The sequence below is a fragment of the Burkholderia sp. SIMBA_051 genome, from assembly GCF_046534915.1.
Taxonomy (GTDB): Bacteria; Pseudomonadota; Gammaproteobacteria; order Burkholderiales; family Burkholderiaceae; genus Burkholderia; species Burkholderia ambifaria.
On sequence record NZ_JAWRXS010000013.1, the window covers coordinates 52063 to 66448 of the forward strand.

At 62.0% G+C, this 14386-nt stretch carries 8 protein-coding genes; 2 read left to right on the forward strand and 6 right to left on the reverse strand.

Features of this window, described 5'->3' with window-relative positions:
- Positions 1-993, forward strand: coding sequence for a beta-ketoacyl-ACP synthase III (locus tag SB771_RS27540; protein ID WP_175661684.1), 993 nt, complete (start codon positions 1-3; stop codon positions 991-993).
- A 253-nt stretch (positions 994-1246) separates the two neighbouring features.
- Here the strand turns inward: SB771_RS27540 and SB771_RS27545 are convergent, their stop codons facing one another.
- On the reverse strand, positions 1247-2047 hold the full coding sequence (locus tag SB771_RS27545; protein ID WP_175661683.1) for an EAL domain-containing protein: 801 nt from the start codon (positions 2045-2047) through the stop codon (positions 1247-1249).
- Between the two features lie 675 nt (positions 2048-2722).
- Between SB771_RS27545 and SB771_RS27550 the strand changes: the two genes are divergently transcribed.
- Positions 2723-4822: an ATP-binding protein gene (locus tag SB771_RS27550; RefSeq protein WP_175661682.1), complete on the forward strand. Its 2100-nt coding sequence runs from the start codon at positions 2723-2725 to the stop codon at positions 4820-4822.
- A 52-nt stretch (positions 4823-4874) separates the two neighbouring features.
- On the opposite strand, the gene SB771_RS27555 is transcribed toward SB771_RS27550, so the two are convergent.
- The 5 genes from SB771_RS27555 to ltrA form a co-directional block, all read right to left on the reverse strand.
- Positions 4875-5693, reverse strand: a complete 819-nt coding sequence (locus SB771_RS27555; RefSeq protein ID WP_105832181.1) for an NYN domain-containing protein — start codon at positions 5691-5693, stop codon at positions 4875-4877.
- Between the two features lie 97 nt (positions 5694-5790).
- Positions 5791-6585, reverse strand: coding sequence for an OmpA family protein (locus tag SB771_RS27560; protein ID WP_175661680.1), 795 nt, complete (start codon positions 6583-6585; stop codon positions 5791-5793).
- A gap of 110 nt (positions 6586-6695) precedes the next feature.
- Positions 6696-10016 carry a YadA-like family protein gene (locus SB771_RS27565; RefSeq protein ID WP_175661726.1) on the reverse strand — a complete coding sequence of 1107 codons (3321 nt, stop codon included), beginning with the start codon at positions 10014-10016 and terminating at the stop codon, positions 6696-6698.
- A gap of 1306 nt (positions 10017-11322) precedes the next feature.
- Entirely contained in the window at positions 11323-12129 is an 807-nt protein-coding gene (locus SB771_RS27570) for a response regulator transcription factor (protein WP_244096838.1), read from the reverse strand.
- 421 nt (positions 12130-12550) lie between these two features.
- A complete protein-coding gene (gene ltrA, locus SB771_RS27575; protein ID WP_124477645.1) occupies positions 12551-14074 on the reverse strand; it encodes a group II intron reverse transcriptase/maturase in 1524 nt (507 codons plus the stop codon).
- Positions 14075-14386: the final 312 nt, after the last annotated feature.

Genomic DNA, 14386 nt, shown 5'->3' on the forward strand with positions numbered 1-14386 from the left:
ATGGCGGAAATCACCGGCGCGGGGAACTGGACCTCGCGCGTCGTCGGCTGCGGCTCGGCACTGCCCGAGCGGCGTGTGACGAATCATGACATCGCCCGCATGGTCGATACCACGGACGAATGGATCACGCAGCGCACCGGCATCAAGGAGCGCCGCATCGCGGCGGACGGCGAGCACACGTCCGATCTCGCGATCGGCGCGGCTACCGCCGCGCTGAAGCAAGCGGGCATCAGCGGCGCCGATGTCGATCTGATCGTGCTCGCGACCTGCACGCCCGATCGCACGATGCCCGCGACGGCCGTGCGCGTGCAGGAGGCGATCGGCATGCAGGGCGGCGCGGCGTTCGACGTGCAGGCCGTGTGCTCGGGATTCGTATTCGCGCTGTCGGTCGCGGACAACATGATCCGCTTGGGTCAGGCCCGCACCGCGATCGTGATCGGCGCGGAAACGATGTCGCGCATCGTGGACTGGCAGGATCGCAATACCTGCGTGCTGTTCGGCGACGGCGCCGGCGCGGTGGTGCTGCGCGGTGAGCGATCCGACGGCGACAAGCCGCGCGGCGTCCTCTCCACGCACCTGCATTCCGACGGCCGGCATCATGACAAGATTCATACGGACGGCGGCGTCTCGTCGACGCAAAGCGCGGGCAAGATGCATCTGGAAGGGCGCGAGGTATTCCTGCATGCGGTGGTCAATCTCGCCGAGGCGTCGCAGGAAGCGCTCGCGGCACACGGCCTGACCCAGGACGATCTCGACTGGGTCGTGCCGCATCAGGCGAACCAGCGCATCGTGCAGACGCTCGGCATGAAGTTGAACCTGCCGATGGAGAAGGTCGTGCTCACCGTCGGCAAACACGGGAACACGTCGGCGGCGTCGATTCCGCTCGCGCTCAGTGAGGCGGTGTCCGATGGACGCATCAAGGAGAACGATCTCGTTCTGATGCCGGCGATGGGGGCGGGCTTTACTTGGGGGGCGGCGTTGATTCGCTGGTAGGCGCTGAACGTACGCGAAAGTGACAAATGTTCACTTTGCGTACCGGAGGCGCTGTTCTATGCTGGCCGCATTCCGTCTACAGCGGTTCATCAGACAAAGGCCCGAACGGAGTGCACATGGCAGATTCACTTCAGGACGACGCGATGTCGGGTGGCCGGCATCGCGCCCGGCACACCGGGCCGCCGGAACCTGCGCGCCATCCCGCAACGCGCGGCTGAACAGGCGAAGCGGATACCTCGGCTCAGGTGCCAGCCTATGGATGCGTTCTGCGCTGACTGTTGGCGATGAAAGCGTCGATATCCGCCTCGCAAAGCGGCTCGCCGAGGTAGAAGCCCTGACCTTCGACGCCGGGCAACGCGCGCGCCCATTCGAACTGTTCCGCGGTCTCGATGCCCGTCATCACGATCTGCTTGCCATGACCTTTTGCAAGCTGCACCAGCGTTTCGACGACGCGCATCGATTCTCCGTTTTGCACCACATCGCGGATCAACGACCGATCGAACTTGACGATGTCCACCGGCAATTGTTGCAGCAGCGTCAGCGAGTTGAAGCCGGCGCCGAAGTCGTCGAGCGCAACCCGCACGCCGACAGCCTGCACCGCGTGAATGGCTTCCACCAGCCAATCGAGCTCGGCAGGAGGGACGACATCGGTCAATTCAATCTGGAATCGGTGCGGATCGACGTCCAGCGATTCGAGCAGCGCGGACAGTTGACCGGGAAAGCCCGCATGCCCCAATTCCAGCGAGGACAAGTTGATGGAGAGCGACAACGCGTCATATCCGGGCGCCATCCACCGCGCGAGCATGCGTGTCGCGCGGTGGGTGAGCAGGTCCGTGAATCGACCGGCCAGGCACGAATCCTCGACCACGCTGATGAACGACGCCGGCTCGAGGACGCCGCGCTGCGGATGTCGCCAGCGGATCAGGTATTCGAAGCCGCACAGGCGGAATTCCTGCAACGCGAACTTGGGTTGGAGCAGGAAAAAGAACTCATCCTCGTGAAGCCCCCGTTCGGCGTCGTCGAGTGGATCGTTGGTCAATAAGGTAGGTTTCATGAATATTCCGGGATGCCGGATCGGGGAGGGCTGCTGCTTTTTCGATCACTCGATTCTATGGACGCGATCTTGAATTTTCAACTTCGAAAAACAAACAAATGTAAATTTGTTTTGCGATGCTGAGTATTTGAGGGGCGTCGCGCGGGCGCCCGAATTGCCGGAAATGAAAACGTTTCGACGTTGGGTCAAACGTGTGGGCTTCATTTGTGAGACGGCAATGGGTGAGGAATTTCAGGTGTTTGCGACGGTGTGCCTGGCGGTTGAATGATTGAATCTGGCGGGTGTTATCAATATGAATTTTAAATACGAGTCAAGAATACAATTGTGAATTTATATCGTGTATAATTGCTGTAATTATTTGTTATTTTATATGCGCGTTTTATCGGCTTTTTGGTGCCGGTAGTCGAGGCGTAGTGGCCCAAGTGTCGTTGATGTATGGATGTATGGAATTGAAATTTATTAGAATAGATGCTGCATAAAGTATTGGTGATTTTTTCGGGGAAGATCTCGGAATTTGATGGCGTCATTTCGAGTGTCGTTTAGTGCGATATCGTGAAACATCATCGAATTGACATGGTTGGACGAATTTTTTTATCGAGATTGTGCCGCTCGCGCGACAAGCGCGAGAGCTTGGCAGAGGTTCCCCGCTTCGATCTGGCAGGAGAGTGGGTATGCATGACATTCACACTGATGCTCGTGTGTCTGGTGTTGACGGCGACCCACCTGCTGCATCGCGTCGACCGTGCCTTTTTCGATCTTGCTTCGCAATCTGCTCGTGGCAGTGCAGGTAAATCGCTGATCGTCATCGTCGTCGACGATCGTACGATCGAGCAACTGGGTGGCTGGCCGTTCAGTCGCGAAACGCGCGAGCGGATGATGGACCGGCTCGTCGGAAGCGGCGTCGCCGCGATCGGTATCGATCTGACGAGCTTGCGTGAAGCGACGCGCGGCCGTGCGGCCAACAACGCTGTTGGCGAGACCATCGACCGCGACAACGGACGCATGGCGTCTTCGCTGCCCGAGGCCGGCTTCGATACTCGCGCAAAGGGATGTGTGGAGGCTTCAGGGTTTCAATGTCCTCGCCCCTATGCGCTCTATTCGTATATCAACGTCCTGGACGGACGCGTGCCGTCGAGCAACCTGAGCGGTCGGTCCGTCCTGATTCGGTCGTCGATCGAAGGTGCCGGCGGGTCGTCGGTGTCGTCTTCGGGCGGCATGCCGACGCTCGCGAATGTTTTCGCCGCTGGCGATGAAATCGCTGCGCCCGCGACGGCCGCACCGCCGCGCGAGATCGGCTTCGCTGCCGAACTGGTGCTCAACGAACTGATTGTATGCGCGATTTGCGCGCTTCTCTATCGGCTGAATCCGCGCGCGGGCATGGTCGCGTCGATCGGCCTGACGATCACGATCGCCGCAGGCGCTTTCGCGCTGTTCCGGTTTGGCGACCGCATTCTGCCGCCGTCCACCGGCATGCTCATCTGCGCGCTCGCCTGTGTGCTGTGGTCATGGCGACGCCTGGAAGCATTGTTGCGCTTCATCGTCCGGCTCGCGGATCGACTGACGGTCGAGCCTTCGCTACACGCGGAGCCCGCCGTCGTTCCGCATTGCATGGACCCGGTCTGGCGAGAACTGAGCAGGGCAGGCGCACTGGACGCGCAGGTACGCAGATATCGCGCACTGATCGATGCATGGGTCGACAGCCTGCCGGAAGCGACCCTGATCGCGTCCGCATCGGGCGTCGTTCTGCTGGCGAACGAGCGGGTGGCGGCGTTGTGCGGGGAGCTCGACGGGAATCCGGGGGCGCGCCATTCGCCGGCCGGGCGCTCGGTCTCCGATGTGCTGTTTCAGATCACGGCGTCACATCGTGCCAACGAATTCGCCGCACAGGCGCTGACATGGCTCAATCACTCGCCGCATGGCGACGATCTGTCGGCGCAGACGAAATCGCAGCTCGACCAGGGCGTCGAGATCGCCAATGCGCGCGGCGGCCTCTCGCTGCTGATCAAGTGCGCGCCGATCCGGCCGTCCGCGTTCGGCGAGCGTGCGCTGGTCTTCCATGTGGCGGACGTGTCGTCCGTACGGCTCGCCGAGCGGCAGCGCGACATGGTCCTGCGTTTCCTGTCGCACGACATGCGGTCTCCGCAGGCGTCGATTCTCGCGCTCGCTTCGCAGATAAAGCGCGATCCGTCGCGGTACACGCCGCAACGGTTCGCAGAACTGATTTCGCAGTATGCGACGCGGGCGCTCAACCTGTCCGACGATTTTCTGTTTCTCGCCAAGGCCGAAAGCCTGCCGCCGAAGCTCGCCGCGGTGGACCCTGCGCTGGTGCTGGGCGATGCGGTCGACGATCTGCTGCCGCAGGCAAGTGCGAAATCCACGATCGTCAACCTGATGGCAGAGCCGGGGCTGAGCACGATCGCCGACGTGCAGCTGCTGCGGCGGGCGTTCGTCAATCTGATCGGCAATGCGATCAAGTTCGGCCGGGAAGCCTCGACGGTCGACGTGGAGCTGTCCGCCACGGAACGGCATGTGAAGATCGCCGTGACCGATTACGGGATGGGCATATCGGAGCGAGATCAGGAAAAGCTGTTCCGGGAATTCACGCAGCTGGACGGGACCTCGCCCTTGTCCGGGCATGGCCTCGGTCTGGCATTCGTCAAGACGGTCGTGGATTCACTCGGCGGCAAGCTGCAGGTGCGATCGAAGCTCGGAGAAGGGACGACCTTCCTCATGTTCCTGTCGCGGCACGATCACGACGCGGCGCTAGGAAGCTGACCGCGGCGCCGGCAGGATGACGATGTGATGCGGTCCGCCGCGCCGGCCCGCGCTACGCGCCGGAAACGACCTGAATCCGGCGCGCCTCGGGCGCACCGTTCTGCTTCGCCGGCGTGGCCAGTTCGAATTCGAGCACGGTGTTTCTCGACGGCAAGCGATGGAGTATCGACGCATCCTGAACACTGCTGCTACGAAAGTAGGCGGGGCTCGTCTCGGCGGCCGCGAGCAGCGGCGTATCGGGCAGTGAAGGCCAGAACGCGATGAAGCCATACCCGTCGTCCGGCTCGAAACGGTTGCACACGCCACGCACGCGCGAACCCACTTGACCCCATGCGGGCAGGCCGGCGGCCGAATCTCGAACCGGCAGCAGGCCGGGCACGAGATAGCCGCTGATGAACTGATCGGCCGCTTCCCGCAGCTCGAGGGGGACGTTATCGAAACCCAGGACTTCGACCCGGCAACCTTTTTTCTGCAGCGCGCGGACGACTTCAACGAAGTCTCCGTCGCTGGTCGCGATCAGGACGGTGTCCAGCCGGTCAGATTCCGACAGCGCGTCGATCGCCATCCCGAGATCCGAATTGGATTTGACGGTTTCCGTTCCGTCTTCGTCCGCGTAATGCCTGAGCGGCTTGATCGTGACGCGAAACCCCTTGTCTCGCAGCGCCGCCTGGTAGCCCTTGATGCGTGCGTCGTAGTCGGGCGAACGCGCGGCGCGGCGTTCGTCGAAGCTCAGATACGCATGCAGCCGCTGGATCGTGGCCCCGGCACGCCCGGCGAGCGAGCGCAATACCTCGTACCGCATCAGATGGCCGCCGTTCGCGTCCATGCTGCTTCCATCCACATAAACCCCGACCCTTCTCATCATCGTCATCCGGAGGTGCGCTATCCGTTCCAACCGTCGGCGCGGCCGGTCGCGCGATGCACGCCACGCGGGCGAAGCGTGCGTGGCGCGACCGGCTCGCCGCGTTTCAGTTGCGGCCGCTTACGCTGATCGACACCCGGCGATCCGGCTGCAGGCATGCAATCACGGCGCGGCTTGGACCCGCCGGGCAATGCGTGACCGGCTGACTCGATCCCACGCCTTGCGCGTCGATGATGCTGCCGTTCAGCCCGTGCGAGATCAGATAACCGCGCACCGTTTGCGCACGCGCGCGCGACAATGGTTCGTTCACCGTGCTCGGGCCGATACGATCCGTGTGCCCGACAACGACGATGCGCGTGATCTCCTTATGCCGCTTGATCCGCTCGATGGCGTCGTCGAGCTGCGCCTTGCCGGCCGGCAGCATCGAATCGAGGCTCGATTTTCCGAATGCGAACAGCGCGTCGCTCTGAAGCGTGAATTGCTCGAGCGTCGACACCGGCGGCTCGGCCGCGGCCACCGGCGCGGCCGACGGCGCGCGTATGAAGTCGGCGCATGCGGGTTCGCGCCAATAGGTATCGGTGACCTTCATGTGCTGGTCGTAGCGCACCTGATACTGGCAGCTGACGACCTCATTGCCGCGACGGAAGTCGAACAGATAGTTCCACACATGGCTGCCGACGAACCATTCGTTGAAATGCGGCGGGCCGAGCAGGTCGTACATCTGATCCTTGTTCAGACCTGGCGCGACGTTACGAAGATTGTCCACGTTCACGAACGTGCCGCCCTTCGGGCTGGCCGACTGCGGATCCGGGAATTTGGGCGGACCGCTGACGGCACAGCCTTCGAGGGTTGCAACGGAAAGCAGGCTGATAGACAGCGCAAGTGCCCATTGGATTTTCATGATCTGTTTCTCTCATCGTATTGGGAGCAGCGCATCCGACAGCCGTGCAACGCGCGATGGAGGCGTTGCACGGCCGCGGACGAGCCCGGTTGGATATCGGGTTCTCGCGATCACCACTGATAGCCCGCGCCGATCACGGCACCGTAGTCGTTGCGCGTATTGGTCGTGATGGCGGCCTTGTAGATCCAGTGGTTGTTTTCCGAGATCGTCGAGATGCCGATGGCTTGCCCGGACTGGCTTCGATAGACGCTGCCGGCGATGGCGACCATGCTCTTGCCCGGCCCGGAAGGTTGGGGCAGCCCCGCGACGGCCATTGCGCTCGCGGCTCCCGCATCCGCGTCTCGCCGCAGGCCTTGAATCTTCGCGTCGGTGTACGCGTTCGCATTGCCGACCGCGGCATTCAACTGCTGGACGTTGACGCCATCGGTGGGCGCGGTGCCCGCCGCGACGTTCGTGAGCTGCCGCGGCGAGCTGGCCGTACCGATGGACACGACGTTGTTTCGTCCGCCGTCGTTGCTGCCCGCACCGATCGCCACCGAGTTGTTGCCCGACGACGTCGAGCCTGCGCCGATCGTGGTCGAGCCGGTGCCCGACGCAGTCGAACCGTTGCCGACCGCGGTACTGTTCGAACCGGACGCGACCGCGCCGTTGCCGCCGGCCGACGAGTTCGAGCCGGTCGACGCAGGGGGCGTCGACGAGCCCGGTGTCGACGGGAAACCGCCGCCGCCGTTGGTATTGCTGATATTCTGGATCAGCGTCGTCAGGTTCTGGTTGACGGCATCGAGCTGGCTGACGTTGACCGCATCGGTGCCGGCGGACCCGGCGGCGACACCGGTGATCTTGCGGTTACCGATGTTGACCTCGCCGGCCGACGATTGCGGGCTGCTCAGGCCGTACGCAATGTAGTTCGACTGCGCGCCGACCGTCGTGACCGAGCCGGCGCCGATCGCGATGCTGTTCGCGACGTTCGCGCTGGCGCCGGAACCGAGCGCGAGCGCATCGGTGGCGCTGCTGTTCGCGCCGGAGCCGATCGCGATGCCGCCCGACGAAGTCGCGACGGCGTTGGCGCCTTGCGCGATCGACTGAGGCCCGGTCGCATTCGCGCCGCTGCCGAGTGCGATCCCATCGGCCTGCCCCGAATTCGCCGCCTGCCCGATCGCTACGCCGCCAGGCGCCGTCTGCTGGACGATCGCGCCGTTGCCGATCCCCACGCCGTTGTCGCCGTTGACGACCGTCGTCGGCCCTACCGCGATCGACTCCGCGCCCACGGCGAGCGAATCGGCCGCGGTTGAATTGGCATGGAAGTACATCGTCGGCGTGACGGCGAACGATTGCAGCGCGCCGGTCAACTGCCGGACCGTCACCGCGTCGTGCGCGTTCGTGCCGTCGGCGACGTTGATGAGCTGCCGGTAGGTGTTCCCCGATGCACTGCCGAACGACACCGCGCCGAGCAGCGTCGCGTCGGACGTATTGAACGGCACCGTGTGGCTGCCGGCCGGGATGGTACCGCTGCCCGCCGCGATCGCGCGGTCCGACACGGCGCCCGAGCCGATCGCTACACTGCCGACGATCGAAGCGGTCGTTTGCGCGCCGAGCGCCATGCCGCTTGCGGCGGTCGATTGCGCGCCGCTGCCGGCTGCGAAGCTGTCAGCCGCGCTGGCGACTGCCTGAGGGCCGACGGCAATGCTGTCCGTGCCCGTTGCCTGGCTGTCGGCCAGCGTTGAGTTTGCATGGAAGTATTTGATCCCCGCGCCGTTGCTGATGTTCGAGATCGCCGTCGTGTTGGCGGTCACTTGCTGGTTGGTCGCGAACAACTGCGAGCCGTTCACGGCGTCCGTGCTGGCGCCGCTCAGCTGACCGGCGGCGACGTTCTGGATCTGCCGCTCGGCGCCCGGTGCGCCGACGCTCACCACGCCGACGGGTGCTGTGCCCGCGAAGTTGTAGGTCACGCCGCCGATCACCGCGCTGGATGTCGGTGTCGCCGCGGTCGTCGTCGAGCCAGCACCGAGTGCGACGCTGTTGGCAACGCTAGCGACGGCGCCCGATCCGAGCGCAACGGCCGATATGCCGGACGCGGTGGCTACGTTACCGATGGCGATGGAAGTGGTTCCGCTCGCCGTCGCCTGGCTGCCGAATGCCTGCGCACCAGTATTGCTGGCGAGCGCGTTGAAGCCGATGGAGACCGCCTGGTCGCCTGTGGCCTGAGTGCCGGAACCGGGGACGCCGGCCGTGCCGCCCGGGCCGAGCGCGATCGCGTTGACGCCCGACACGCCGCTGTTGACGCCGATCGCGATGCCCGACGCGCCGCTGGCCGATGCCCCCGATCCGATCGCCACGCCGGCGGCGGCGGTGGTGGTCGTAATCGAGTCGAAGCCCATTGCGATCGAGTAGCCGCCGGCTGCTGTCGACATCGTCGCCAGTGCGGTCGAATGGTCACCCGATGCGGTGCTGCCGGCGCCGAGCGCCGTCGCGGAATTGTTCGAGGCGACCGATGAATTGCCTAAGGAAATCGATGAAATGCCGCTGGCGGCTGCGTTCAAGCCGCCGGCTAAAGTGTTGTCGGCGCTCGCTCGGGCGCCCGCGCCCACCGCGGTGCTGCCGACGCCGGACGCCGTCGAGAAATCGCCCAATGCGCTGGCGTTTTCGCCTGTCGCGGCTGCCGACGCACCGAGCGAGGAAGCATTGGTGCCGGTCGCCAGTGCCTGATGTCCAATCGCGCTCGCACCAATGCCGCTCGCCGTGGTGTTGCCGCCGATGGCGGTCGAACTGCTGTTGGATGCCGTCGCGGCCTGGCCGAAGGCGCTTGCGCCTGTGTCATTCGCAATGGCGCCGGCACCGACCGCTGTAGCGTTGAACCCGCTCGCCGCGGTACTTGCACCGATCGCAATCGCGTTACCGGCGCCCGTGGATGCCGCGAGTACCCCGAGCGCTACACCGCTGCTGGCCGTCGCGGTCGTCGCAGCGCCGACCGCAGTTGACGCATTACCGTTCGAATTCGAGTTTTCACCGATTGCGACTGCATTGCCCCCGCCCGCACCGGCTCCAAAACCGAGTGCCATTGATCCCTGCCCGGCGGCATTGGCCGAACATCCGACGGCGATTGCGTTGGTGGTTGCAGCGGCCGGGCCACAGTTAAAACCGCCTACTGTGACAGACCCCGCTGCCTGCGCGTACCCCAACGCCGGAATGCCTGCGGTGAGAATGCCGATTGAAGCGGCGACGACCGCTCGCCTGGACGGGTGCCTCATGCGATCGACTGGCAGGGCCGCTGCGCCGCGCGTGATACCGAATTCGCCGTCGATGGCCTCACCGCGTCGGTCGACCGTGCCTGACGATGCCTGTTTCCCTTTCCCTACCGCCATGTCGACTTCCGATACGGCGACAAGGGTGCCGCGCGCCTTGCTCCATATGACCTTGTACACTCTGTTCATCTTGATGCTCCGTATGAAATGAGAACGCTCTGTCAGAGTAAATTTCGTAGTAGTACGAAGTTGAATTGACAAATAAAAATCAAGTCATCATCGATCTGATCGAGACTTGGATGGCGCCATGTACGTCGGTGATTTGTGCGGCTTCTTGTGACTGGCATGGCCGTTCGTCTCGACCGCGATCGATGCTGAGGGGAATGTCATGTCACATCGAATCGGCGACACGCATTGCATGTCGATGGAGCTCGCATTCCCGGATCGATCGCATGACGCGAGTTCCGCGGAGGCGGGCATTACGCCGGTCGTGGCGTGGCCGGGTGGGGTGACATGGAGGGGTATCTGGCGCAGCCGGGAATAGAGCGCGAGTCGGGCGGCGTGGAGCCCGGTTGAGGTTGCGCGAATGCGGCACGTCGTCGCCATGGGTCGGCAATATGCGGTGTGGCCGGATGCAGTGTCGACGACCATGAATCGTCTCGGGAGATTTGACATCTCTTAATCTCGATATAGATACGTCACGATTGGCGATATATCGCCGTTACTTTAATAAATGCCCGATGCGCTATATAAATCTTTGTTGACTGATCCGAACTGAAAAAACCACTCAATGTCGTGATGCGATAAGCATGGCTACGTCCTGAGATGATCGAGTCGACTCTCGGCGGCGCGGGCCATGTGACGTGTTCGCGAAACGTTCTTTCGGTGGTGTTTCTTTGTTATCGCATCGATGGTTTCGTGCTGTATCGAAAATATAAAAATGCTTAATTTAATGATCCTTGTGATGGCTAGATGTTAGGAGAGTATCGGGGAATTAAAAAGTGAACATTTGTCACCTGTGGCGTAAGTTTTAAAACTGTGACGACACGGTGATTTTCATCGGCTCGTACACGATTGATGAATGCAATCTTGCGCGGAAATAACGCCTGGAAAAGAATGCGGCCGAGCGGTCGGCGAGACCCGGATCAATTGCTGATCGTTCGACAACAAAGGAATCCGAAGCAACCGTGGGAGGAAGGCGAGCCGAAGCAGGATGGAAGAATGCCGGACGTATCGATCGACGGGGAGGCGGGGAAGGTGGTCGCTGCCCGACACCGGCGGCAGGCAGCGTGAACTATGTGGAGCACGACGTCATTCGTATCCGGCAGTGGTTCGCCCGGATTTGTCGCCGCAGGATCGTATACGCGACGCGGCTCGGATTAACCGATTCGCTTGCCGGCGAGATGCGGGCGTCGAGCCGTTCGCTCGACGAGAATCGTCGGCGCGCAGACGACGCGTATTGCCTGCGACGCCGCCACCGGCATCCAACTGAAACTCACACGCGACTTTCCATCATCACCTCCGGGCTGCAATGCAGCTCGGGTGTCGCCTTGGTCTGATCCAGTCGATAGCCCAACGTATAAATCGCGGACAGGCGCAAGCCATTCTCGATGCCGAGCTTCAGCTTTTGCCGGATTCGGTAGATGTGGGTATCGAGCGAACGCGATTCCGTTCCCAGCTCTCGTCCCCAGGCCGTCGTTGCGAGCTGCTCTCGGGACATGATTTTGCCGATGTTATTGAACAGGCACGCAACGAGCTGGAATTCCTTCGTCGTCAATTCGATCGTGCTGCCGCGCAGCTTCACGGCCCGATGCACAGGGTCCAGCAGATACTCGCCGGCCCGAATCGGCTCGTCCCGCTTCACGTTGCGTGCGACGCGGCGCAGCAACGCATTGACCCGTGCAGCCAGTTCTTCCGCACGGAACGGTTTGCTCAGATAGTCGTCGGCGCCGGCTTCGAGCGCTCTGACGACATCGAGCTCCTGCACGCGGCTGGTCAGGAACAGCACGCCGTATTCGACGTCGGCGCGCGTGCGAATCCAGTTCAGCACTTCGATGCCGGTCAGACACGGCAAGTGCCAGTCGAGGACGACCGCGTCGACCGACTCGGATCGCAGGTAACGCAGCGCCTGCTCTCCATCGACGACGACCTTGATCGTGTGACAGAACGGAGCGAGCGCGTTCTGCACTTCCTCCGCCTGAACGGGATCGTCCTCCACAACCAAAATGCGCATTCGTGCCCCCGAATATCGTGGTTGGCCTTCTCGATTTACATGGCAAAACATGGCTTTACGAGCACGCAAACGTTTGCCTTTTGATGCGTGCGGAACAACCGGTTAGGGAATATAAATCATGGCCAATGAACGCGATTGTGACATTTTGTGAATTCGTCGTAAGAATGTCGCTGGTGGTAAAAAGCGCCGGAACGCCCGCATTTTTCAGGGAATTCTTACTTGCCCGCGCGACGCTTCGCTATACGTAACAACGGGGTCGGGCCAACGCGACACACGGATGTCGCAATCGTGCGAACGTTTCCGGCACGATGCAGCCGTGGTTGGAAAAAGTCGGGTAGCGACGGCGCATTGCTGCGCCGCCGCCCCCTAAGAACCGTACGTGCGAGTTTCCCCGCATACGGCTCAAGCCTCTATAAGGCCGGTGGTTAAACTAACCCGGCGGCACAACGTACCGACCGGCGTATGTACCTGCTCTATGACAGCACGCGTGCTAACTGCGGCCTTGCCCCTTGCGGCGTGCGCGGGAGACCCGACTTCGGATCGCAGCGCGCTGCGCGAAGTAGGCATACCACGCCCGGTCGTAGGGGTTGGCGTCCGACTGGACTTTCGGATGCCGTTCGATGGTCATGCTCGCCGCCGTCCGAAGTGCTCGAAGCAGGGGATGTCCGCTGTTGTCCATTTGATCGGTGGCGACGGCGAACATCGATCGTCGCTGGCCGATTTGGTGGAAGTAGCGTCGTCGTACCCATTCCGAACGTTTCTTGGGGTGGCGTCGCTTGGCCCATTGCCATAGTGCGTACCAGATATGGCTGTCCACGTACGAGAAGGTTTCCTGCGCAACGACGTGGCGGTGGTACATGGCCCAGCCGGTTATCACAGGATTCAGGGTGTCGATCAGCACATGTTGCGGCGCGGACCATAGCCGTCTAATGAGTTCCCGGACCTTTTGCAGGAAGGACTGCACATTCTTCCGCGCCGGTTTGATAAGCAACTTCTTGCCGTATCGCCGGATGTTTTGGCCAAGGAAATCATAGCCTTCTGTCAGGTGGGTGATCTTCGTCTTCTCCGGAGCGAGTTCCAGTCCGCGCTCTGCAAGAAAGGCGGTGACTGCCGGGGTGACTGTGTCTTGCAGCACGTCCCGACTCACACCAGTGATGACGAAGTCGTCGGCGTATCGCACAAGATTGACCTTGTGGGCGATGCGATGTGACGGATATTTGAAGACAGACGATAAAACCTTGTCCAGTCCGTTCAACGCAAAGTTAGCGAGTACAGGGCTGATGATGCCGCCCTGGGGCGTCCCTTCGGTAGTCCTTGCGAATACACCGTCCTTCAAGTAACCGGCCCTCAGCCATTTCGCCAACACGGCCTTGTCCGTCGGCACGTGCTTTAGGAGCCACGCGTGGTCGATATTGTCGAAGCAGCCGCGGATGTCCGCTTCAAGAATCCACTGCGCCGAGACCCGTGCGCCCCGGTCCTTTGGGTTGCCGTGGTACCGACCGTTCATGAAGCATTGTGCTATCGCATCATGAGTGGATCGCTCTTTTCGGAATCCATAGGATTGGCCATCAGAGATCGTTTCAGATACGGGGTCGAGGGCTAGCAGGTATAGTGCCTGCATCGCCCGATCTCGAATCGTGGGGATGCTCAGCGGACGCAGCTTGCCGTTACTCTTTGGTATGTAGATGCGCTTCAGCGGCAGCGGTTGATACCCGCATCGTGTCAGCGAACCTATCGCCATGTATTTGGCATCCGGGGTCGACCAAAGCACTTTGTCGACGCCCGGTGTACGTTTGCCTTGGTTTTCCGTCACTCGTTTAACGGCCAACGCTTTGCCGTAGAACGAGGTGGTCAGTAGCCGTTGCAGGGCCTTGACCCTGTTCCAGCGACCGGCCTGTGTCGCCTTCACAATACGTGCCTGCATTCTTTTAACCGTGGCGCGCGCCGTGTTCCAGTCGATGCTGTGCCACGACGTACCTTGGTCGGCCAGTGCACACGTTGACTGCCCGTTCATTTGCTTTCTCGCCTTCAAAGATTACGCAAGTTATCTCGTGATGAGAGACCAGTTGGAAGTCTGCCCACTTTCGTGTCGAGCGATGTCTCAGCTCGTATCCCAGCCATTACAGCTAGGCATTCGCTTTCTCCAACCTCCTTTACCCACTCCGCCACCAGCTTCCCTTACGGTTGGCCTGCCCGGTGAGGGCGACGGGATGGGCTTACCCTGTTCCGCTACTGCAACGAAGATGGCGAAGGTTTCCTCTTTACGCCGGCGACGTCATGTTCTGCGTGCATCCACTACAGACTGTATGCACCCGATCGCTTAGCT